19 protein-coding genes and 3 pseudogenes are annotated in these 19,968 nt (G+C 71.7%); 12 read left to right on the top strand and 10 right to left on the bottom strand.

The window, feature by feature from the left end:
* Positions 1-65: 65 nt before the first annotated feature.
* A pseudogene (ypfJ, locus tag AC3ET4_RS11615) lies at positions 66-960 on the bottom strand (KPN_02809 family neutral zinc metallopeptidase).
* A gap of 254 nt (positions 961-1,214) precedes the next feature.
* Here ypfJ and AC3ET4_RS11610 point away from each other — a divergent pair.
* From AC3ET4_RS11610 to amaP, 8 genes and pseudogenes are all read left to right on the top strand, one after another.
* A complete protein-coding gene (locus AC3ET4_RS11610; protein WP_431948615.1) occupies positions 1,215-2,813 on the top strand; it encodes an ABC-F family ATP-binding cassette domain-containing protein in 1,599 nt (532 codons plus the stop codon).
* A 377-nt stretch (positions 2,814-3,190) separates the two neighbouring features.
* A complete protein-coding gene (locus AC3ET4_RS11605) occupies positions 3,191-3,412 on the top strand; it encodes a helix-turn-helix domain-containing protein (protein WP_018560612.1) in 222 nt (73 codons plus the stop codon).
* A gap of 121 nt (positions 3,413-3,533) precedes the next feature.
* Positions 3,534-4,325 carry an enoyl-CoA hydratase/isomerase family protein gene (locus tag AC3ET4_RS11600; RefSeq protein ID WP_431948614.1) on the top strand — a complete coding sequence of 264 codons (792 nt, stop codon included), beginning with the start codon at positions 3,534-3,536 and terminating at the stop codon, positions 4,323-4,325.
* A 383-nt stretch (positions 4,326-4,708) separates the two neighbouring features.
* Positions 4,709-5,196, top strand: a pseudogene (locus AC3ET4_RS11595) (Asp23/Gls24 family envelope stress response protein).
* A 32-nt stretch (positions 5,197-5,228) separates the two neighbouring features.
* Positions 5,229-5,410: pseudogene (locus tag AC3ET4_RS11590) on the top strand (hypothetical protein).
* Between the two features lie 9 nt (positions 5,411-5,419).
* Positions 5,420-5,812 carry an Asp23/Gls24 family envelope stress response protein gene (locus tag AC3ET4_RS11585; RefSeq protein ID WP_431948613.1) on the top strand — a complete coding sequence of 131 codons (393 nt, stop codon included), beginning with the start codon at positions 5,420-5,422 and terminating at the stop codon, positions 5,810-5,812.
* Positions 5,809-6,411 (top strand): DUF6286 domain-containing protein, encoded by a 603-nt coding sequence (locus tag AC3ET4_RS11580; RefSeq protein ID WP_431948612.1) that lies wholly within the window; start codon positions 5,809-5,811, stop codon positions 6,409-6,411. Before AC3ET4_RS11585 ends, AC3ET4_RS11580 begins: the two co-directional genes overlap by 4 nt.
* 6 nt (positions 6,412-6,417) lie before the next feature.
* Positions 6,418-6,987 carry an alkaline shock response membrane anchor protein AmaP gene (amaP, locus tag AC3ET4_RS11575; RefSeq protein ID WP_431948611.1) on the top strand — a complete coding sequence of 190 codons (570 nt, stop codon included), beginning with the start codon at positions 6,418-6,420 and terminating at the stop codon, positions 6,985-6,987.
* A gap of 48 nt (positions 6,988-7,035) precedes the next feature.
* Here amaP and AC3ET4_RS11570 read toward each other — a convergent pair whose 3' ends face one another.
* The 4 genes from AC3ET4_RS11570 to AC3ET4_RS11555 all read right to left on the bottom strand — a co-directional run bounded on the left by AC3ET4_RS11570 (position 7,036) and on the right by AC3ET4_RS11555 (position 11,188).
* Positions 7,036-8,829: a glycoside hydrolase family 15 protein gene (locus tag AC3ET4_RS11570; RefSeq protein ID WP_431948610.1), complete on the bottom strand. Its 1,794-nt coding sequence runs from the start codon at positions 8,827-8,829 to the stop codon at positions 7,036-7,038.
* Between the two features lie 108 nt (positions 8,830-8,937).
* Entirely contained in the window at positions 8,938-9,768 is an 831-nt protein-coding gene (locus AC3ET4_RS11565) for an SURF1 family cytochrome oxidase biogenesis protein (protein ID WP_431948609.1), read from the bottom strand.
* Between the two features lie 95 nt (positions 9,769-9,863).
* Positions 9,864-10,121, bottom strand: a complete 258-nt coding sequence (locus AC3ET4_RS11560; protein WP_431948608.1) for a hypothetical protein — start codon at positions 10,119-10,121, stop codon at positions 9,864-9,866.
* Between the two features lie 80 nt (positions 10,122-10,201).
* Positions 10,202-11,188 (bottom strand): DEDDh family exonuclease, encoded by a 987-nt coding sequence (locus AC3ET4_RS11555; protein ID WP_431948607.1) that lies wholly within the window; start codon positions 11,186-11,188, stop codon positions 10,202-10,204.
* A gap of 819 nt (positions 11,189-12,007) precedes the next feature.
* On the opposite strand from AC3ET4_RS11555, the gene AC3ET4_RS11550 reads away from it, so the two are divergent.
* From AC3ET4_RS11550 to moaA, 3 genes are all read left to right on the top strand, one after another.
* On the top strand, positions 12,008-12,397 hold the full coding sequence (locus AC3ET4_RS11550; RefSeq protein WP_431948606.1) for a DUF485 domain-containing protein: 390 nt from the start codon (positions 12,008-12,010) through the stop codon (positions 12,395-12,397).
* A complete protein-coding gene (locus tag AC3ET4_RS11545) occupies positions 12,394-14,031 on the top strand; it encodes a solute symporter family protein (protein WP_431948605.1) in 1,638 nt (545 codons plus the stop codon). Before AC3ET4_RS11550 ends, AC3ET4_RS11545 begins: the two co-directional genes overlap by 4 nt.
* A gap of 93 nt (positions 14,032-14,124) precedes the next feature.
* Complete coding sequence (gene moaA, locus AC3ET4_RS11540; RefSeq protein ID WP_431948604.1) at positions 14,125-15,114, top strand: GTP 3',8-cyclase MoaA; 990 nt, start codon at positions 14,125-14,127, stop codon at positions 15,112-15,114.
* Here the strand turns inward: moaA and AC3ET4_RS11535 are convergent.
* On the bottom strand, positions 15,097-15,330 hold the full coding sequence (locus AC3ET4_RS11535) for a hypothetical protein (protein ID WP_431948603.1): 234 nt from the start codon (positions 15,328-15,330) through the stop codon (positions 15,097-15,099). The genes moaA and AC3ET4_RS11535 overlap by 18 nt on opposite strands.
* Positions 15,331-15,522: 192 nt before the next feature.
* Positions 15,523-15,885: a DUF3099 domain-containing protein gene (locus tag AC3ET4_RS11530; RefSeq protein WP_431948656.1), complete on the bottom strand. Its 363-nt coding sequence runs from the start codon at positions 15,883-15,885 to the stop codon at positions 15,523-15,525.
* 178 nt (positions 15,886-16,063) lie between these two features.
* Here AC3ET4_RS11530 and AC3ET4_RS11525 point away from each other — a divergent pair, with 178 nt between their 5' ends.
* Positions 16,064-16,342, top strand: a complete 279-nt coding sequence (locus AC3ET4_RS11525; RefSeq protein WP_431948602.1) for a GlsB/YeaQ/YmgE family stress response membrane protein — start codon at positions 16,064-16,066, stop codon at positions 16,340-16,342.
* A 30-nt stretch (positions 16,343-16,372) separates the two neighbouring features.
* Here the strand turns inward: AC3ET4_RS11525 and AC3ET4_RS11520 are convergent, their stop codons facing one another.
* From AC3ET4_RS11520 to AC3ET4_RS11510, 3 genes are read right to left on the bottom strand one after another with little or no spacing between them, the layout of a single operon-like run.
* Positions 16,373-16,951, bottom strand: a complete 579-nt coding sequence (locus tag AC3ET4_RS11520) for an RNA 2'-phosphotransferase (RefSeq protein ID WP_431948601.1) — start codon at positions 16,949-16,951, stop codon at positions 16,373-16,375.
* A gap of 23 nt (positions 16,952-16,974) precedes the next feature.
* Positions 16,975-18,366 carry a metallopeptidase TldD-related protein gene (locus AC3ET4_RS11515; protein WP_431948600.1) on the bottom strand — a complete coding sequence of 464 codons (1,392 nt, stop codon included), beginning with the start codon at positions 18,364-18,366 and terminating at the stop codon, positions 16,975-16,977.
* Positions 18,363-19,886: a TldD/PmbA family protein gene (locus AC3ET4_RS11510; RefSeq protein ID WP_431948599.1), complete on the bottom strand. Its 1,524-nt coding sequence runs from the start codon at positions 19,884-19,886 to the stop codon at positions 18,363-18,365. The genes AC3ET4_RS11515 and AC3ET4_RS11510 overlap by 4 nt, the downstream gene beginning before the upstream one ends.
* Between the last annotated feature and the right edge of the window lie 82 nt (positions 19,887-19,968).

Here is a 19,968-nt window from a genome sequence, read left to right as displayed (position 1 = left end):
GTGACATGGATCTCAGTCTGGCAGGGGGGTATGACAATGCCCCCGCCCGCGGACATTCCGGCCGGTCAGTGCCCGAATGTGTCGCAGTCGACGGGGTCGCCGGCGTTCAGCCCGGTGGCGAACCACTGCTGCCGCTGGGCGGACGAGCCGTGGGTCCAGGACTCCGGGGCCACCCGACCCTGCACCCGGGACTGGATCGCGTCGTCGCCGACTGCCGCGGCCGCGTCCAGCCCCCTGCGGATGTCCTCCTCGTCGAGGGCGCTGATCATCGGGCCGCCCGTGTCCTCGTCCGGAGTCCGTGTGGCGTTGTGCGCCCATACGCCCGCGTAGCAGTCGGCCTGCAGCTCCACGCGCACCGCGTTGCTGCCCGGCCCGGTGAGCCGGTCCTGCGCTTGGCCCAGGGTCCCCAGCAGGTTCTGCACGTGGTGACCGTACTCGTGGGCGACGACGTAGCTCTCGGCGAACGGCCCGCCCTGAGCGCCGAAGCGGCTGGTCAGGGTCGAGAAGAAGTCCAGGTCCAGGTAGACCTTGCGGTCCACCGGGCAGTAGAACGGCCCCGACGCCGGGTCGGCGACCCCGCACCCGGTGCGGATCGGCTGGTCGAAGAAGACGGTCGGCGCGGGTTCGTAGCTCATGCCGCGCTCGCGGAACTCCGACGCCCAGTACGCCTGCACGTTGTTGACCACCCCGACCATGCGGCAGTCCTGGCGCGAGTCGGCGTCCGCGCCGGTGCGGCAGCCCGCGGCGAGGTCCGAGCCCGAGGCGGTGCCCCGGGGCCTGGCCCGGAGGGTCGGAGGTCAGTCCCAGCTGGTCGGGACCGATACCGAAGATCAGCCCGATCACCAGGACGATCAGTCCGGCGAGGCCGCCCCCCACCAACCGGCCGCCACCGAACCGTCCGCCGCTTCGCCGATCCTCCACCTGGGACGTGTCGAGCGATGCGTCGTCGTCGAACTGCATACCTCCGATTATCGACGGTTCTTCCTCTCCGACCCTCTTGAGGCCCCTGCGGAGTCTTGGTTCCCTTGCGGCGCCGTGCGGCCCCCGCCCGGCCCCCGCCCGGCCCCTGGCTCGAAAGTCACTTGCCGGGCACCCGTGCCGCCCCCGGTAGACTGAGGCCATGGCAGTGATCCGCACGCATTAGACGGCGTCCGACCCGCGACCACCGCGACCACACGTCCGACTGCCGTCCGCACGCCCAGGAGCTTCTTCCCGTGATTACTGCCACCGGCATCGAGCTGCGCGCCGGAGCCCGCGTCCTCATCGAGTCCGCCTCCTTCCGGATCGCCCGCGGCGACCGTGTCGGCCTGGTCGGCCGAAACGGCGCCGGCAAGACCACCCTCACCAAGGTGCTCGCGGGCGAGGGCCTGCCCGCCGCCGGCACCGTCACGCGGTCCGGCGAGGTCGGTTATCTGCCCCAGGACCCGCGCACCGGCGACCTCGACGTCCTGGCCCGGGACCGCATCCTTTCCGCCCGCGGCCTGGACACCGTCCTGCGCAAGATGCGCGAGAACGAGGACCGGATGGCCAACGGCAAGGGCGCCACCCGCGACAACGCGATGAAGAAGTACGCCCGCCTGGAGACCGAGTTCCTCACCAAGGGCGGCTACGCCGCCGAGGCCGAGGCCGCCACCATCGCCGCCGCCCTGGGCCTGCCGGACCGTGTGCTCGCCCAGCCGCTGCACACCCTGTCCGGCGGTCAGCGCCGCCGGGTCGAGCTGGCCCGCATCCTGTTCTCGGACGCCGACACCCTGCTGCTCGACGAGCCGACCAACCACCTCGACGCCGACTCCATCCTGTGGCTGCGGGACTTCCTCAAGACCTACCGCGGCGGCTTCATCGTCATCTCCCACGACATCAACCTGGTCGAGACGGTCGTCAACAAGGTCTTCTACCTCGACGCCAACCGGTCCCAGATCGACGTCTACAACATGGGCTGGAAGCAGTACCTCACCCAGCGCGAGGCCGACGAGAAGCGCCGCAAGCGCGAGCGCGCCAACGCCGAGAAGAAGGCGGCGGCGCTCAACGCCCAGGCCGACAAGATGCGCGCCAAGGCCACGAAGACCGTGGCCGCGCAGAACATGGCACGCCGCGCCGACAAACTGCTCTCGGGTCTCGAGGAGGTGCGGCAGTCCGACAAGGTCGCCAAACTGCGCTTCCCCGACCCCGCGCCGTGCGGCAAGACCCCGCTGACGGCCGAGGGCCTGTCCAAGTCGTACGGCTCGCTGGAGATCTTCACCGACGTCGACCTGGCCATCGACAAGGGCTCCCGGGTCGTCATCCTCGGTCTCAACGGAGCCGGCAAGACGACGTTGCTGCGGCTGCTGGCGGGTGTGGAGCAGCCCGACACCGGCAAGGTCGTCCCCGGCCACGGCCTCAAGCTCGGCTACTACGCCCAGGAGCACGAGACCCTGGACCCCGACCGGACCGTGCTGGAGAACATGCGCTCCGCGGCGCCCGACATGGACCTGGTGGCCGTCCGCAAGATCCTCGGCTCCTTCCTCTTCTCCGGCGACGACGTGGACAAGCCCGCCGGCGTGCTGTCCGGCGGCGAGAAGACCCGGCTCGCGCTGGCCACCCTCGTCGTCTCCAGCGCCAATGTGCTGCTGCTCGACGAGCCCACCAACAACCTCGACCCGGCCAGCCGCGAGGAGATCCTCGGCGCGCTGCGCACCTTCACGGGCGCGGTCGTTCTCGTCACCCACGACGAGGGCGCGGTGGAGGCGCTGCAACCCGAGCGCATCATCCTCCTGCCCGACGGCGTCGAGGACCTGTGGGGCCAGGACTACGCCGACCTCGTCGCGCTCGCCTGACCCACCGGCACCCGTGGCGGATCATCCGTGTGGATCACTCCACGGGATCATTCGGCCGACGGGTGATCCTTCATCTGTGTGATACGGACTCGTACTGCGGCGTGGGAATCGTGCGAAAAACCGGACGTACGGATCGATCAGCCGCCTCGCAGGGGGCCGCTCCGCGCCCGCCCTGATGACCTGCCCTTTTTCCGCCGCGCCTCGAAAAGATCCCGCACGCGCCGGGCGGAATGTCGGATTCCACCCCTGTGTCGCCGCATGCCCGCGTCAATGCTGCGCCGGATGTTGTCACACGGACCTTGCCGAATGGGTGGCCAGGAAGTCTCCTAGGGGTGATCATGAGAGTCACAGAGCGCACTTCCCTAGAGGAGGCACGGGTGGCCGAGACTCTGAAGAAGGGCAGCCGGGTGACCGGCGCCGCGCGCGAAAAGCTCGCGGCAGACCTCAAGAAGAAGTACGACGGTGGAGCAAGCATCCGGGCGCTGGCCGAGGAGACCGGCCGTTCGTACGGCTTCGTCCACCGGATGCTCAGTGAGTCCGGCGTGACCCTGCGCGGGCGCGGCGGAGCGACACGGGGCAAGAAGGTTTCCACGGCCTGACAGCAGCGGTGCGCCTGGCGCAGCGGTGCTCAGTCGTGGCAGGGCCACCCGGTCGTGGGAAAGCGTCGACCGGGTGGTTACTCTTCGGTAATCCAGACTGCGGATCGCCCGGAGGTGCCCGATGTCCGACCCCACTGTGCTGCTGGAACGCGACGGCGTACGACTCGTGGCGGAGGGTCATGTCGCCACCGTCACCCTGTGCAACGCGGTCAAGCGCAACGCCCAGTCCCCTGCCATGTGGCGGGCCCTGGTCGAGGCCGGCCGGCTGCTTCCGGGCAGCGTACGGGTCGTCGTGCTGCGTGCGGAGGGGCTGTCGTTCTCCGCGGGGCTGGACCGGCAGGCCTTCACGCCGGAGGGCTTCGACGGCGAGCCGTCGTTCCTCGACCTCGCCCGCGCTTCGGAGGGCGAGCTCGACGCGACGATCGCCGAGTACCAGTCGGCCTTCACCTGGTGGCGGCGGAACGACATCCTTACCATCGCCGCTGTGCAAGGGCATGCCATCGGGGCCGGTTTCCAACTGGCCCTCGCCTGCGACCTGCGCGTCGTCGCCGACGACGCGCAGTTCGCGATGCGCGAGACCAGCCTGGGCCTGGTACCCGATCTCGCCGGCACCAAGCCGCTGACCGAGCTGGTCGGCTACGCCCGGGCGCTGGAGATCTGCGCCACGGGGCGCTTCGTCGACGCCTCGGAAGCCACGGCCATCGGCCTGGCCAACGTTCTTGTCCCGGCGGCCGAGCTGGACGCCACCGTCAAGGACCTGGTGGGCGCCCTGCTGGCCGCGCCGCGCGACGCGCTGATCGAGACCAAGGCCCTGCTCCGTGAGGCCTGCGGCCGGACGTACGAGGAGCAGCGCGCCGCCGAGCGCGCTGCGCAGGGGCGCCGCCTGCGGGACCTGGCGGGCGTGGGCGAGTAGTCGTGCCGGCGCCGGTGAGCCGCCCGCGACGTCCGGTCCGCGGCCGGCTGGGCCGTGACCGCGTGAGGGCGGTCCGCGGCCGCCGCCCGAAGGGAAGCGCGCGTCCGGTGGAAGCGGTCGTCAGCGGCGGTGTGCAGGTGGCTGCGGCCGGTGTGCGGGCGGTTCTTCCCGCCCGCCGACCGGCCCGGATTTCGGCTGCGCACCAGCCGACCGGTCCTCGGTCGACGGCCGCCTCCTTCGCCCACCGTGCTGTCCGCGCCGGGCCGCCGCCCGAGGTCCCTGATTGCCGCATCCTCGCGGCGTGAAAGGGCGTGCCCACTTAGTGTGGGGCGCGGAGCGGCCCGTACCGCTCCTGCGCCGCAGATCCGAAGAGAAGAGGTGCGATGACCGAGACCGCTCAGCAGGCGGAAGGGGGCCGGACCCTGGAGAAGGGCACCAGCCCGGCCGGCGACGGCACGCCGGGGCGGCGGGCGCCCCTGGGCGATCCCGCGACGCGCGGCCGGACCACCATCGCGGACGGTGTCGTCGAGAAGATCGCCGGGCTCGCGGCGCGCGACGTGGAGGGCGTGCACGCCCTCGGCTCCGGCGTCTCCCGCGGCTTCGGCGCGGTCCGCGACCGCGTGCCGGCGGCAGGTCCGTGACGCGGGGGGTGCGGGCCGAGGTCGGCGAGGTGCAGGCCGCCCTCGACCTGGACATCGTCGTCGACTACGGGGTCTCCATCGTGGCGGTGGCGCACGCGGTCCGGGAGAACGTCATCGCGGCCGTGGAACAGATGACCAGCCTGGAGGTCATCGAGGTCAACATCGCGGTGGGCGACGTGAAGCTTCCCGAGGACACGGACGACACCGACCAGGAGCAGCGGGTCCAGTGACAAGTCTCCAGGAGGGGAGCCGTGAGCGGACGATGAGCATGGCCGTGCTCGGCTTGATCGTCGGGATGGCGCTCGGATTCGCCGGGTACTTCGGCGGTTCGCGGCCTTCCTGCTGGTGGCGGCCCTCGGCGCCGTCGGCTTCTGCGCCGGGCGGTTCCTCGACGGCGACCTGGAGCCCGGGGAGTTCTTCCGCGTGCGCGACCGGAGGCGGTGAGCCCCGCAGATGACGGCAGCCGTGCCGACGTCCCCGACGCCTCCCGCGCCGCCGCTCGCCCCAGCGGAGCGCGGCTCGCTGCGCCTCGCCGACCGCGTGCTGGCGAAGATCGCCGCCCAGGCCGCCCGCGAGGCCCTCGCCGACGCGCCGGGCGGGGAGTACGTGCCGCGCGGCGCGCGGCAGCAGGCCGGTGTCTCCGTCCACCGCGAGCAGGTGTTCGTGCGCCTTAGCGTCGAACTCGGCTACCCGGTGGACATCGCCTCGGTGTGCCGATCGGTCCGCCGTCATGTGATCGCCCGCGTCCAGGAGCTGACCGGCACGGCGGTCCTCGGGGTGACCGTCGAGGTCGAGCGGCTGCACTCACGGGCCGTCCACCTCGCGCGGGAGGCGAAAGTCCGGTGAGCGAGCTCCGCCCGGCGCCGGCGCCGGCGCCGTCCGCGCCGCTGTCGCCGCCCCCGGCCCACCGGCGGCGCTTCTGGTCCCCGCGCCGGCTCCCGGCCGCGATCGCCGCCGCCCTCCTGGCCGTCGCCGCCGGGCTGCTGCTCTACGACATCGCCGCCGTACGCGCCGGGCGGCCCGCGGCGGCCTGGCGCCGCAACACCGCTGACGCACTGGCCACCCGTCCGCTGGACGACCCGTGGATCCTCGCCGGGGCGTGCGCCGCGGTCGTGCTCGGGCTGTGGCTGCTCGTGCTGGCCGCCACCCCCGGGCTCCGCGACCTGCTCACCATGCGCACCGCAACAGGGCCCGTACGGGCCGGGCTCGACCGCCGCGCCGCCGAACTCTCCCTGCGCGACCGCGCGGTGGAGGTCTCCGGCGTGCGCTCGGCACAGGTGACGGTCACCCGCCGCACCGCCACGGTGCGCGCCGTGATCGCCTTTCGCGCGACAGAGGCGGTCCGCGCCGACCTGGCGGCTGTCCTGGCCGAGGCCGTGCGTGAGCTGGGCCTCGTCCGGCCGCTCCGCCTCACGCTGCACGTCCGCCGCATGGGCCAGGGGTGAGGCTCGGTGCGCGCCGCGGTCAACCGTGTCGTCCTCGCCCTCGCCGGGCTGGCCCTGCTGCTGGTCGGCGCCGTCGTGCTGAGCTGCGCGACAGGACTGCTGCGACGCCCGTACAGCGGACCGGACGACGTGCTGCTCAGCAAGGACGACCGGACCCGTTACGCGGACGCCTCATGGTGGTGGCCCGTGGTCCTCGCCGTTCTGGCGCTTTCGGTGCTGTGCGCCCTGTGGTGGCTGCTCGCCCAGGTGCGCGACCGCACACTGCGCCGGGTGGCGGTGGACGCCGACGACGACGGCGTGGCCCTGCTGCGCGGCCGCGCCCTGGAGGAGGTCGTCGCCGCCGATGCCGAGCAGCTTCCGGGCGTCGACTGCGCCACCACCTTGGTGACGGGTACGCCCACCGCGCCCCGTGTGCGGCTGGAACTCGCCCTGTCCCCGAACGCCGTCCCCGTCGACGTCCTCACCGGACTCGACGCCGCCGTCCTGGAGCGGGCCCGGGCCGGCGCCGGACTTCCCCCGCTCCCCGCCGAGGTGCGGCTGCGCGCCGTCACCCACCGCGCTGCCCGCGTCAGCTGAACGGGTCGGCGGACGGCATGCCCGCCCGTCAGCACGGCGTCCGCGGAGTCATCGTGCCCCTCCGCGGCCGGACAGCGTGAGCGCGGTGTTGACCAGGCCGATGTGGCTGAATGCCTGGGGGAAGTTGCCGAGCTGGCGCTTCGCGTCCGGATCCCACTCCTCGGCCAGCAGACCCACGTCGTTGCACAGGCCCAGCAGCCGTTCGAACAGCAGTCGGGCCTCGTCGGCGCGGCCGATGCGGTGCAAGGCGTCGGCGAGCCAGAACGAGCAGGCCAGGAAAGCGCCTTCCCCGCCGGGCAGCCCGTCCACGCTGCTGTCCTCCAGGGTGTAGCGGCGGACGAAGCCGCCGTGGTCCAGCTCGCGGCGTACCGCCTCCACCGTCCCGACCACCCGGCTGTCGCTGACGGGCAGGAAGCCCACCTGAGGGATGAGCAGGGTCGCCGCGTCGAGCTCCTTGGAGCCGTAGTACTGCGTGAAGGTGTTGCGTTCGGGGTCGAAACCCCTGCGGCAGACCTCTCGGTGGACCTCGCCGCGCATCGCCCGCCAGAAGTCCACGTCGCCGAAGAGGTGGGGCCGCGCCTCCAGCGTGCGCACCGCCCGGTCGGCGGCCGCCCAGGCCATCACCTTGGAGTGCACGAAGTGCCGTCGTTCGCCGCGCACCTCCCACAGGCCCTCGTCGGGATCGCGCCACTTGCTCTTTAGGAAGTCCATCAGCGCGCGCTGCACCGCCCAGGCGTGCGGTCCGTCGCGAAGCCCGAAGCTGCGGGCGAGGAAGAACGAGTCGAGGACCTCGCCGTAGACGTCCAGCTGGAGCTGCCGGGCAGCGGCGTTGCCGATCCGGACCGGCAGTGAGGCCTCGTAGCCCGCCAGCCAGTCCAGCTCCTGCTCGGGCAGCCGGCGCTCGCCCGCAAGCCCGTACATGATCTGCAGGTCTGCGGGGTCGCCGGCGACGGCGCGCAGCAGCCAGTCGCGCCACTGGTAGGCCTCCTGGAGGTAGCCGGTCTCCACCAGCACGTTCAGGGTGAGCGTCGCATCGCGCAGCCAGCAGTAGCGGTAGTCCCAGTTCCGCACCCCGCGGATCTCCTCGGGCAGCGAGGTGGTCGCCGCCGCGACGATGCCGCCGCTGGGCGCGTACGTGAGTGCCTTGAGGGTGATCAGCGAACGCAGCACCGCGTCCCGCCAGGGACCGTCGTAACGGCACCTGGCCGACCAGGCCCGCCAGTCCGCGCAGCTCTGCTCCAGTGCCCGGAAGGGGTCGACAAGGCGAGGCCGGCGCTCGTGGGAGGGGTGCCAGGTCAGGACGAAGGCCACCCGCTCGCCCTCGGCGACGGCGAAGTCGGCGTGGGTCGCGAAGTCCTTGCCGTACGCGGGCACCTGGGGCTCGGCGCGCAGCCACACCGAGTCCGGGCCGGCGATCGCCACACGGTGGCCGTCGGTGCGGCGCATCCAGGGGACGACCCGCCCGTAGTCGAAGCGCAGCCGCAGCTCGATGGTCATCGCCACACGCCCGCGCACGCCTTCGACGATGCGCATGACATCCGGCGCGCGATCGCGCTGCGGCATGAAGTCGATCACCTTGGCGGTGCCTTCGTGCGTCTCCCACACACTTTCCAGCACCAAGGTGCCCTCGCGGTACGAGCGGCGCGTGCACGGTTCCTCGCGCCGGGCCGAGGCCGGGGCGATCCGCCAGTTGCCGTTCTCCTCGTCGCCCAGCAGCGCGGCAAAGCACGCTCCGGAGTCGAAGCGCGGCAGGCACAGCCAGTCGATGGAGCCGCTCCTGGAGACCAGCCCGACGGTCTGCAGGTCGCCGATGATCCCGTAGTCCTCGATCGGTGCCGCCACGGCCGGCCTCCGTCTCTCCCCCGTACGCCCTCGTGCGGATCCCGCGAGGCCCCGCCGGCTGCCCGCGCGGTCCCGCGAGGATCCCGCCCTACGAGGGTGCCCCGGAGGCTAGGACGACGCGACCGCAGCGGCGGCGGCGGGCTCGGCCGTACCGCCCGCCTGCGCCGCCGTGTCGCGGGCGGCGAGCCGCTCCCGGCGCTCCCGGCGGACGAGGACGGCCCAGCCGACCGGCACCATGGCGGTGAACAGCCACCACTGGATCGCGTAGCCCATGTGCATGCCGATGCTGCTGTGGTCGGGGTCCGGGATCAGCTCGGGCTGCCGCCCGGTGGGCCTGGGGGACGTCGAGGCCAACTCGAGGTAGCCGCCCACCGGCCGCTCGGCGGTCGGCAGGTCCTGGGCCACCAGCTCGCTGTTGATCAGCATGATCATCCGGTCGGGCAGTCCGCCCTTGTTCCGGATGCCGGTCGTCGCGGTGGTCTCGTCCGGGCGCAGCCGCCCGGTGACGGTGACCTCGCCGGACGGCGCTGCGGGAACCCTCGGAAACGTCCTCAGGTCGGAGCCGGCCGGGATCCAGCCCCGGTTGACCAGCACCGACCGGCCGTCGGCCAGGACCAGCGGGGTGATCACGTGGTAGCCGATGCTGTCCCCGTCCGCGGCGGTGCGCTGGCGGGCGACCACCTCGTGCGCGGTGTCGTAGCGCCCGGTCGCGGTGACCGTGCGGTAGACCTCGCGCTTCGGCACGTCCGCGCCGGGGGCGGTCAGCGACTCCACCGGCACGGGCTTCGCCGCGAGGTTGTCCGCGATCAGGTGGTTGCTGGCCACCCGGCGCTCGTGGCGGTGCAACTGCCAGAAGCCCAGCTTGACCATGACGGGCATCAGCAGCAGTGCGATGAGGGTGAGGATCACCCACTGCCGGGACAACAGGAAGCGGTACACCCCATGACCGTACAACTCGGTCGCGGGACGCTCTCCGCAGGGGTCGCCCGCGATGCGGCGCGTCCGCCCGGATCAGGGGTCGGCGGCCACCGGGATCAGCCGGCGCCACCCGGCAGCGAGCCGACCCGGTCGACGATGCCGCTGCGGCCCTCCGCCTTGGAGCAGTGCCCCCCGCAGTACCAGTGGCCGTCGACCTCGACCCCGTGGCCGACGATCCGCACGCGGCAGTGCTCGCAGATGGGCGCCATCCGGTGGATGGCGCACTCGAAGCTGTCGAAGACGTGCACGGCTCCCTGGGCGTGCACCTCAAAGCTCATCGCGTAGTCGTTTCCGCATACCTCGCATCGGGCCATGGGGCCCAGGGTGAGGGCCGTGCCGAGGACCGGCAATCGGTGACCGGGTGCGTCGCCTCCGCACCACTCGAACGGCGGCGTCAGCCGTGGACGTCCGGAGCGGGGGCGACGTCCCCCAGCAGTTCGGCGAAGCGGCGCTCGTCGACGACCGGGGTACCGAGCTGCCGGGCCCGCACGGCCTTCGTGGTGAGCGCGCCCGGGTCGTTGGTCACCAGGAGGCTGGTCAGCCGGCTCACCGAGGAGGACACATGCAGACCCGCCTCGGTGGCGCGGTCCTCCAGCAACTCGCGCTCGATGCTCGTGTCGCCCGAAAAGGCGACCCGCATCCCCTGGACGAGGCGTCCCCCGGCCTCCAGCCGCCCTGGGTTGGGATAGGGGCAGGCCGGCCGCTTCCGTGAGGGCCGCCAGCTCATCGGCCGGTAGGTGCTGCCGTAGCCCGCGGAAGCCGACTGCCGGGGGACGGCCGCGTCGACCCACTCCGTCAAGGGGCGGCAGGCGTGCAGCGGCAACGGGAGCCCGTCCGCCGCCGCCTGGCGCAGGCTGGGGCGGAACACCTCCGCCAGCACGCGCGCGTCGTCCAGCGCATGGTGGGCGCGCTGCTGGACGACGCCGAAGTGCGCCGCCAGGGACTCCAGCTTGTGGTTGGGCAGCGGCAGCGCCAGGGCCTTGGAGAGCACGATGGTGCACAGCCGGTGCTGTACGCGCGCCACGGTGCCCGCCCGCGCGAACTCCCGGGCGAGCATGGACCAGTCGAAGACCGCGTTGTGGGCGACGAACACCCGGCCCGACAGCCGTTCCGCCAGCTCGGCGGCGACCTCGCCGAAGAGGGGGGCGTCGGCCAGCGTCTCCGACGTGAGGCCGTGGATCCACACCGGACCCGGGTCCCGCTGCGGGTTGACGGGGGTGTACCAGTGGTCCTGCACCTCACCGCGCGCGTCCAGCCGGTAGACGGCCGCGGACACTATCCGGTCATCGCGGCCGAGGCCTGTCGTCTCGACGTCCACGACGGCGTATCCGTCGGGGTAGGCCTGGGGCCACGACGGTTGCGGGAGCTGAGGCGCGTGCATGGAGGAACACAATACGGGCGGTTGCCGACAGCGCCTGCCGCCACCCGCCCCGGCACACCGCCGGGTGCCGGGGCGGGTGCGCGCGGACGCCTTCTGTGCCCGTGTGCCCGGGCTGAAGCCCGGCGACCTGGTCGTCGCGCCCTTCGTGTGGTCCGACGGCGCGTGCGACTACTGCGCGGAGGGCCTGACGACCGTGGCGAGTGCCCTCGTCATCCTGCCGGCCCGCGGTCTCGGCCGCGTTCGTCAAGAGCCGGCATCCGCATGCCTGGCTGGAGCAGTCGCCAGTGGATGCCCAAGGCGCAGGCCGACGCCCCCGGACGCCCGAAGGGGCTGTATGAGGTCGCGCGGATAGGCGGGGTGGAGAAAGGAGCGGGTCGAGTGGGACGCCCGCCCCGCCACGGGGCGGATTCGCCCTGGCCGCCGTCGGAGCCGACCTGGCCCCAGAAACCGCCGTCCGGGCAGGAGGCCGTGGAACCGACGGGTCTCGCGAGGGCGCCGCGCCCTCCCGGCAATGGAGCCATGGGATCACCCATCGTCCAAGGACCTGTCCAGGCGCCTGGGTTCCCTGGACGGGTGCATGACGAGAGAAGCTCTCGCCGTCGTCGGCGCGCTATCAACGGATTGGTGCAAAAAGCTCACGATCCTGTCGCCGAAGAACAGTCAGTTCTCAACTCCCGCCCTCTGTCGAAGGCCGTGGTCGCGCATTTACCATGCGCGGGTCCGATCATTGCGTGACGTAGCTCACGTCGGCGCCGCCGTGCGCCGGCGGAGGCGCGTCATGTGCTCGCGCCCCTCAGACTCCGCCCCACAGGAGGCATCGTGGACCCCGCACGACCGTCGGCAAGCTCCGGTCCGCCGTCTGCCGACTCGTACGCCGAGGTGCAGGCGAGCGCGGAGTTCGCCCAACTGCGCCGCTCGTACCGCTCGTTCGCGTTCCCGCTCACGGTCGCGTTCATCACCTGGTACCTGCTGTACGTCCTGCTGTCGAACTACGCCGGCGGCTTCATGGACACCAAGGTGGTGGGCCACATCAATGTCGCCCTCATCTTCGGTCTCGCGCAGTTCGCCACCACCTTCGGCATCGCCGTCTGGTACTCGCGGCACGCTAACGCCAAGCTCGACTCCCGCGCGGACGCCATCAAGGCGCGCCTGGAAGGCCCCGGCGCCCGGGGCACCGACGACACCGAGAGCACGGAGGCCACCGCATGACCGCGCTGCACACCACGGGAGTCCAGGTGGTCGCGGTGGGGGCGAGCGAACACCGGCCGCTGATCATCACCCTGTTCTCGGTCTTCGTCGTCGCGACGCTCGCCATCACCGTCTGGGCGGGCCGCCAGACCAAGGACGCCACCGACTTCTACGCCGGCGGCCGCTCCTTCAGCGGCTTCCAGAACGGCCTCGCCATCTCCGGCGACTACATGTCGGCCGCGTCCTTCCTCGGCATCGCCGGGTCCATCGCCCTCGTCGGCTACGACGGCTTCCTCTACTCCATCGGCTTCCTCGTCGCCTGGCTGGTGGCGCTGCTGCTCGTCGCCGAACCGCTGCGCAACTCCGGCCGGTTCACCATGGCCGACGCCCTCGCCTTCCGGCTGCGGCAGCGCCCGGTGCGCACGGCCGCGGGCATCTCGACCATCGTCGTCAGCATCTTCTACCTGCTGGCCCAGATGGTGGGGGCGGGTGCTCTGGTGGCCCTGCTGCTCGGCATCACCGGCGAGGGTCCGCGCCGTCTGATCGTCATCCTGGTCGGCGTCGTCATGGTGCTGTACGTGACCATCGGCGGCATGAAGGGCACCACCTGGGTGCAGATGGTCAAGGCGGTGCTGCTGATCGGCGGGACCCTGCTGATCACCTTCCTGGTCTTCGCCAAGTTCAACTGGAACCTGTCCTCGCTGCTCGGCGCCGCCGCGGAGAAGAGCGGCAAGGGAGCGGCCTTCCTGGAGCCGGGCCTCAAGTACGGCGTCACCTCGACCTCGAAGATCGACTTCATCTCTCTGGGCCTGGCGCTCGTCCTCGGCACGGCCGGCCTGCCGCACATCCTGATCCGCTTCTACACCGTGCCCACCGCCCGGGCCGCCCGCACCTCGGTGAACTGGGCGATCGGCATCATCGGCTGCTTCTACCTGATGACGATCGCGCTGGGCTTCGGGGCCGCCGCCCTGCTCACCCCGGAGACGATCACAACCTCCAACGCCGCCGGCAACACCGCGGCCCCGCTGCTCGCCCAGGAGATCGGCGGCGGCGCGGGCTCCACGGGCGGCGCGATCCTGCTCGCGGTGATCTCCGCGGTGGCCTTCGCCACCATCCTCGCCGTGGTCGCGGGGCTCACCCTCGCCTCCTCGTCCTCCTTCGCGCACGACTTGTACGCCAACGTCATCCGCAAGGGCACGGCGAGCGAGAAGGAGGAGGTCGCGGCGGCGAAGATCGCCGCGATCGCCATCGGGGCCGTGTCGATCCTGCTCGGCATCTTCGCGGGGAAGCTCAACATCGCCTTCCTCGTCGCCCTGGCATTCGCGGTCGCGGCATCCGCCAACCTGCCGACGCTTCTCTACAGCCTGTTCTGGAAGCGCTTCAACACCACCGGGGCGCTGTGGAGCATCTACGGCGGTCTGGTCACCTCGGTGTTCCTGGTCGTCTTCTCGCCCGTGGTGTCGGGCAAGGAGACCGCGATGTTCCCGGGCGTGGACTTCCACTGGTTCCCGCTGGAGAACCCCGGGATCGTCTCCATCCCCGTCGGTTTCCTTCTCGGCGTGGTGGGCACGCTCCTGTCCAAGCCGGAGGAGGACGCGGACCGCAAGTACGCGGAGCTGGAGGTCCGGTCCCTCACCGGAGCGGGAGCACATTGAACAACCTGTTGAACGTCGGTGCCGTCCCGTAGGCTGCGAAGTAGCGGGACGGCACCGCCGTCTCATCGACCAGGCCCAAAGGGGAGGCGCGCCGTGCTGATCGACACGTACGGCAGGGTCGCGACCGACCTGCGGGTCTCGCTGACCGACCGGTGCAATCTGCGCTGCACCTACTGCATGCCCGAGGAAGGGCTGCAGTGGCTCGGCAAGCCCGAGCTGCTCACCGACGACGAGATCGTCCGGCTGGTGCGGATCGCCGTCACCCTGCTCGGCGTCAAGGACGTCCGCTTCACCGGCGGCGAGCCCCTGCTCCGCCCCGGCCTGGTCGGCATCGTCGAGCGCTGCGCGGAGCTGGAGCCTCGTCCGAAGCTCTCACTCACCACCAACGGCATAGGCCTCGCCCGGACCGCCCCCGCGCTGCGCGGGGCCGGGCTGGACCGGGTGAACGTCTCCCTGGACACCCTGCGCCCCGATGTCTTCCAGACCCTCACCCGCCGCAAGCGGCACGACGACGTCATCCGCGGCCTGGAGGCGGCGCAGGCCGCCGGCCTGACCCCGGTCAAGGTCAACACCGTGCTGATGCGCGGCGTCAATGACGACGAGGCTCCCGACTTGCTGGCCTGGGCCCTGGAGGGGGGCTACGAACTGCGCTTCATCGAGCAGATGCCGCTCGACGCCCAGCACGGCTGGCAGCGCAGCGACATGGTCACCGCACAGGAGATCCTGGAGAGCCTGCGGACCCGCTTCACGCTGACCGCCGAGCCCGACGAGGCCCGCGGTCACGCCCCGGCCGAACGCTGGCTGGTGGACGGCGGCCCAGCCAGGGTCGGCGTGATCGCCTCCGTCACACGGCCCTTCTGCAGGGCCTGCGACCGCACCCGGCTCACCGCCGACGGCCAGGTGCGCAACTGCCTGTTCGCGCGCGAGGAGACCGATCTGCGCGCGGCGCTCCGCTCGGGCGGTTCGGACGAGGAGATCGCCGAGTTGTGGCGTACCGCGATGTGGGGCAAGAAGGCGGGTTCCGGGTTGGATGATCCGGCGTTTTTGCAGCCTGAGCGGCCTATGTCAGCGATCGGTGGCTGAGTTCGCTTCCCAGTCCTCGAGGGGCACGACGTCCTTGAGGAAGCCGCGCACACCGAGGAACGATGACAGGGACTCGCGGTGCTCCCCGCACGCCAGCCAGGTCTTGCGGCGCTCGGGAGTGTGGATCTTCGGGTTGTTCCAGGCCAGCACCCACACGGCGGGAGCGCGGCAACCCTTGGCGGAGCAGATCGGCGATTCGTCGTTCACGAGCCCCATCCAAACATGGCGACGCCGGGCAGCCACGGGGGGAGCCGCCCGGCGTCGGTCCGTCGCTCCGACGGGGGATGCGGAGCGCGTACGAAGTATGTCACGCGGAAAGGCCCGCAGTGCAGTGGATCCTCGTGATTGATCTGAGCTTTTCTTGAGCTTCGGGACGAGGTGAGACAGCGGAGGGGCAGGGCGAACGCGTCAGCTTCGACCGGAGCGGGCGCGTCCGCCATCCTCCGGATGCCATGCGGCCGGCGCCCCTGCTTCACCGGGGCCGAGTGCCGGCGGCGCCGGCGGCGCGATCCGTGCCGGGGGCAGCCCCGGCGCGTTCTCCCGCCCGGCGTTGGCGATGACGACCGCGACGTACGGCAGCACCAGGCCGAGCACGAGCGCGATCCAGGCCAGAGGGGTCGACACCTGCCACAGGAGGACCGCCAGGATGAACGACAGGGTGCGGATCGACATCGAGATGATGTAGCGCCGCTGCCTTCGGCGGACGTCCTCGGTGAGCCCTGCCGCGGTCCCGGTGATCCGGAAAACCTCAGTACCGCTCCGCTTCCGCATCACGTTCCACCACCTGCTCGAAGCGCCGGAAGCCACCCGCATCCGGCACGATCCACGTTACGCCGCGAGTCCGTCGCAGTGGAGACCGGGGAGGCCGCCGCCGTGTGACAGCACCCGCCTTACGGCGTATGGCCGCCTTCGGCATGCGGCGTACCCGGACCGCGCCGAGACTGGCCGCATGAACTGGATCTGGGCGATCATCGTCGGCATCGTGCTCGGCTTCCTGGCGAAGCTGCTCCTGCCGGGGAAGCAGGACATCCCGTGGTGGCTGACCATCATCTGCGGCATCCTCGGCGCCTTCCTGGGCAATGCTGTCGCAGGATGGATCGGCGTACGGCACACCAGCGGCGTCGACTGGATCCGCCATGTGCTGCAGATCCTCGGCGCGATCCTCGTGGTCGCCGTGATCACCCCGCTGTGGGCCTCGATCCGCGGCAGGCGGCGGACGGCGACCTGACCGGCGGCGCGCCCTGGAAGGGCGCGCCGCTCAGTGGGCGTGCGGCCGCAGATGCGTCGGCGGCACCAGGTCGGTGAGCCAGACGTCGTTGGCGCTGACCCGGAAGACATGACCCGTGGCGGCCAGCCCCGCCGCGTCCACCGCCAGCACCACGGGACGGCCGTGCCGCGCACCGACGCGCACGGCCGTCTCCACGTCCGCGGAGAGGTGGACGTCCTGCCGGGACATCGGCTTGAGCCCCTCGCGCAGCACGATCGGCAGGGTGGCGCTCGCTGTGCCGTGGAAGAGGACGGCCGGCGGCTCCGCCGGCGCCAGTCCGAGGTCGACCTCGACCGAGTGCCCCTGACTGGCCCGGATCCGCCGCCCGTCCTCCGAGAAGGCGAACCGCTTCTTGTTGTTGGTGGCCACGACGTGGTCGAGGTCGGCGCGCGAGAAACCGGGGGCGCCTCCCGGCGAAGCCGGGGGGAGGCTCGCCCGGCGGGACGCGGCGATCAGCTCGTGCACATCCACCCAGCCGGCCGCGTCGAGGGTGATCCCGATCGACGCCGGGTCGTGCCGCAGCACCCGCGCCAAGAACTTCGAGACCTTGACCGTCCGCTTCTCGTCCATTGCTCTGCCCCCCGTCGTCCCGGTCAGACGCCCTGACTGACCGAGCTCATGTTGAAGTCCGGGACCCGCATCGCCGGGAACGCGGCCCGGGTGAACCAGTCGCTCCACTCGCGCGGCAGCGTCCGCTCGGTGCGGCCCACCTCGGTAGCACGGCCCAACAGGTCGACCGGCGACTCGTTGAACCGGAAGTTGTTCACCACACCGGTCACCTCGCCGCCCTCCACCAGGTAGACCCCGTCCCGGGTCAGCCCCGTCAGCAGCAGGGTGGCCGGATCCACCTCGCGGATGTACCACAAGCACGTCAGCAGCAGACCGCGCTCGGTGTCCGCCACCATCTCCTCCAGCGACCGCTTGCCGCCGCCGTCGAGGATCAGGTTGCCCGCGGAAGGCGCGAAGGGCAGTCCGGTCAGACCTGCGCTGTGCCGGGTGGTGGACAACCGGCTGAGGACGCCCTCGCTGACCCAGTCGGTGGCCTCGACCGGCAGGCCGTTGTCGAAGACCGACGCGGCGTCACTCGAGGCGTGCGCGATCACGAACGGCGCCGACTCCAGCCCAGGTTCGGCCGGGTCGCTGCGTAGCGTCAGCGGCAGTTCCGAGAGCTTCTCGCCGAGCCGGGTGCCTCCGCCGGGACGGCTGAAGACCGTACGGCCCTCCACCGCGTCCCGGGCGGCCGCGCTCCACTGCTGGTAGATCATCAGATCCGCCACGGCAGACGGGGGCAGCAGCGTCTCGTACCGTCCGGCCGGCAGGTCGATCCGCCGCTCGGCCCAGGCCAGGCGCTGCGCGAGGTCGGCGTCGAGGGCCTCCGGGTCGACGTCGGTGAAGTCGCGGGTGGCGGCGCCGGCCCACGCCGAGCGGGACATGTCCCCGGACTTGGCGTTGAGTTCCAGGGTGCCGCTCGGCTGGTCGTGACGGAGTCGCAGCCCCGAGGAGGTGCCCAAGTAGGTGGAGGTGACGGAGTGGTACGCGAAGCCGTACAGCCGCCGGCCGCCGGCCCGGGCCGTGCCGAAGGCCTCGCCCAGGGCGGGTGCGAAGTCGGCGAACACCTCCGAGGAGGTCTCGGCCGGCGCCTCCGTGAACCTGGTGCTCGCCGGCACCCCCTCGACCAGCGGCTGGGCGTCCTCGGCGGGCCCGGCGGCACGCGCGGCCGCCTCGGCGGCCCGCACCAGCGGCTCCAGTTCGTCCGCGGTGACCGCGGCGCGGGACACCACGCCCGAGGCGGTGCCCTGGGAGCCGTTCACCGTGGCGATCACGGTCAGGGCGCGGCTGCGGGTCACACCGTTGGTCGTCAGGGCGTTGCCCGCCCAGCGCAGATTGGCCGAGGAACTCTCGTCGGCGATGACGACGCAGCCGTCCGCCCGGGACAGTTCCAGGGCGCGCTCGACGATCTCGTGGGGCTTGGAAACGGAGCTCATCGACCGGCCTCCTGCGTGGTGTTGAGGATGTTGACGCCGCGGAAGAGCGCGGAGGGGCAGCCGTGCGAGACCGCGGCGACCTGGCCGGGCTGGGCCTTGCCGCAGTTGAAGGCGCCGCCCAGGACGTAGGTCTGCGGCCCGCCGGCGGCCTCCATGGAGCCCCAGAAGTCGGTGGTGGTGGCCTGGTAGGCGACGTCGCGCAGCTGCCCGGCCAGCCGGCCGTTCTCGATCCTGAAGAAGCGCTGGCCGGTGAACTGAAAGTTGTAGCGCTGCATGTCAATGGACCACGAGCGGTCGCCCACGACGTAGATGCCGCGCTCGACGCCGCCGATCAGTTCCTCGGTCGACGGCCCGTCCGGTGCGGGCTGCAGCGACACATTCGCCATCCGCTGCACGGGGACATGACCGGGGGAGTCCGCGTAGGCGCAGCCGTTGGAGCGCTCGAAGCCGGTGAGCCGGGCGGTCCTGCGGTCGAGCTGGTAGCCGACCAGGACGCCGTCCTTCACCAGGTCCCAGGACTGCCCGGCGACCCCCTCGTCGTCGTAGCCGATGGTGGCCAGGCCGTGCTCGGCGGTGCGGTCGCCGGTGACGTTCATGTGCCGGGAGCCGTACCGCAGCGTGCCCAGCTGGTCGAAGGTGGCGAAGGAGGTGCCCGCGTAAGCCGCCTCGTAGCCCAGCGCGCGGTCGAGCTCGGTGGCGTGGCCGATGGACTCGTGGATGGTCAGCCAGAGGTTCGAGGGGTCGACCACGAGGTCGTACGAGCCCGCCTCCACCGACGGCGCCGCCATCTTCTCCGCGAGCAGCCCGGGGATCTCCGCGAGCTCCGCGTCCCAGTCCCAGCCGGTGCCGGTCAGGTACTCCCAGCCGCGTCCGGCCGGCGGCGCGAGGGTGCGCATCGAGTCGAAGTCCCCGGACCGCGGATCCACCGCGACGGCGGTCAGCTCGGGGTGGATCCGCACACGCTGCTGGGTCGTGGTCGTCCCCGAGGTGTCCGCGTAGAACTTGTTCTCATGGACGGCCATCAAGGAGGCGTCGACGTGCGACACGCCGTCGGCGGCCAGCAGGCGCCCGCTCCACTCGGACAGCAGACCCGTCTTGTCGGCATCGGGCACCCCGAAGGGGTCGATGTCGTACGAGGAGACCCACACCCGGTCCGCGTGGACCGGCTCGGCCGCCAGCTCCACGCGTTCGTCGGAGCCCGCCGCCGCGATCACCTTGGCCGACAGCTTCGCCATCGCCACCGCCTGCCCGGCCACCCGGGCCGCGGCGTCCATCGTCAGGTCGACGCCGGAGGCGAAGCCCCACGCCCCGCCGTGCACCACGCGCACCGCATAGCCGACGTCCGTGCTGTCCGACGAGCCGGAGGCTTTGCCGTCCCGCAGCCGCCAGGAAGCGCTGCGCACCCGCTCGAAGCGGAAGTCGGCGTGCTCGGCGCCCAGAGCGCGGGCGCGTGCCAGCGCCGCGTCGGCGAGCGCCCGGAGCGGCAGCGCCAGGAATGACTGATCGACCTCGTGGGGCACGACGGCCTCCCCTTCTGTCCAGTCGTCAACGTCCTCCAAGTCTCCCGCAGTGAATCATGCCGCTCTGACAATCCGCCCGCCT

The sequence above is a fragment of the Actinacidiphila sp. bgisy167 genome (assembly GCF_057707665.1).
This window is presented reverse-complemented; position numbering and strand designations above follow the sequence as displayed.

Bases quoted from the DNA above. Each gene is read 5' to 3' on its own strand.
- AC3ET4_RS11600 (WP_431948614.1), top strand. From the start codon at position 3,534: ATGTCCGACCCCACTGTGCTGCTGGAACGCGACGGCGTACGACTCGTG.
- AC3ET4_RS11585 (WP_431948613.1), top strand. From the start codon at position 5,420: ATGACGGCAGCCGTGCCGACGTCCCCGACGCCTCCCGCGCCGCCGCTC.
- AC3ET4_RS11560 (WP_431948608.1), bottom strand. From the start codon at position 10,121: ATGGCCCGATGCGAGGTATGCGGAAACGACTACGCGATGAGCTTTGAG.
- AC3ET4_RS11555 (WP_431948607.1), bottom strand. From the start codon at position 11,188: ATGCACGCGCCTCAGCTCCCGCAACCGTCGTGGCCCCAGGCCTACCCC.
- AC3ET4_RS11545 (WP_431948605.1), top strand. From the start codon at position 12,394: ATGACCGCGCTGCACACCACGGGAGTCCAGGTGGTCGCGGTGGGGGCG.
- AC3ET4_RS11535 (WP_431948603.1), bottom strand. From the start codon at position 15,330: ATGGGGCTCGTGAACGACGAATCGCCGATCTGCTCCGCCAAGGGTTGC.
- AC3ET4_RS11530 (WP_431948656.1), bottom strand. From the start codon at position 15,885: ATGCGGAAGCGGAGCGGTACTGAGGTTTTCCGGATCACCGGGACCGCG.
- AC3ET4_RS11525 (WP_431948602.1), top strand. From the start codon at position 16,064: ATGAACTGGATCTGGGCGATCATCGTCGGCATCGTGCTCGGCTTCCTG.
- AC3ET4_RS11520 (WP_431948601.1), bottom strand. From the start codon at position 16,951: ATGGACGAGAAGCGGACGGTCAAGGTCTCGAAGTTCTTGGCGCGGGTG.
- AC3ET4_RS11515 (WP_431948600.1), bottom strand. From the start codon at position 18,366: ATGAGCTCCGTTTCCAAGCCCCACGAGATCGTCGAGCGCGCCCTGGAA.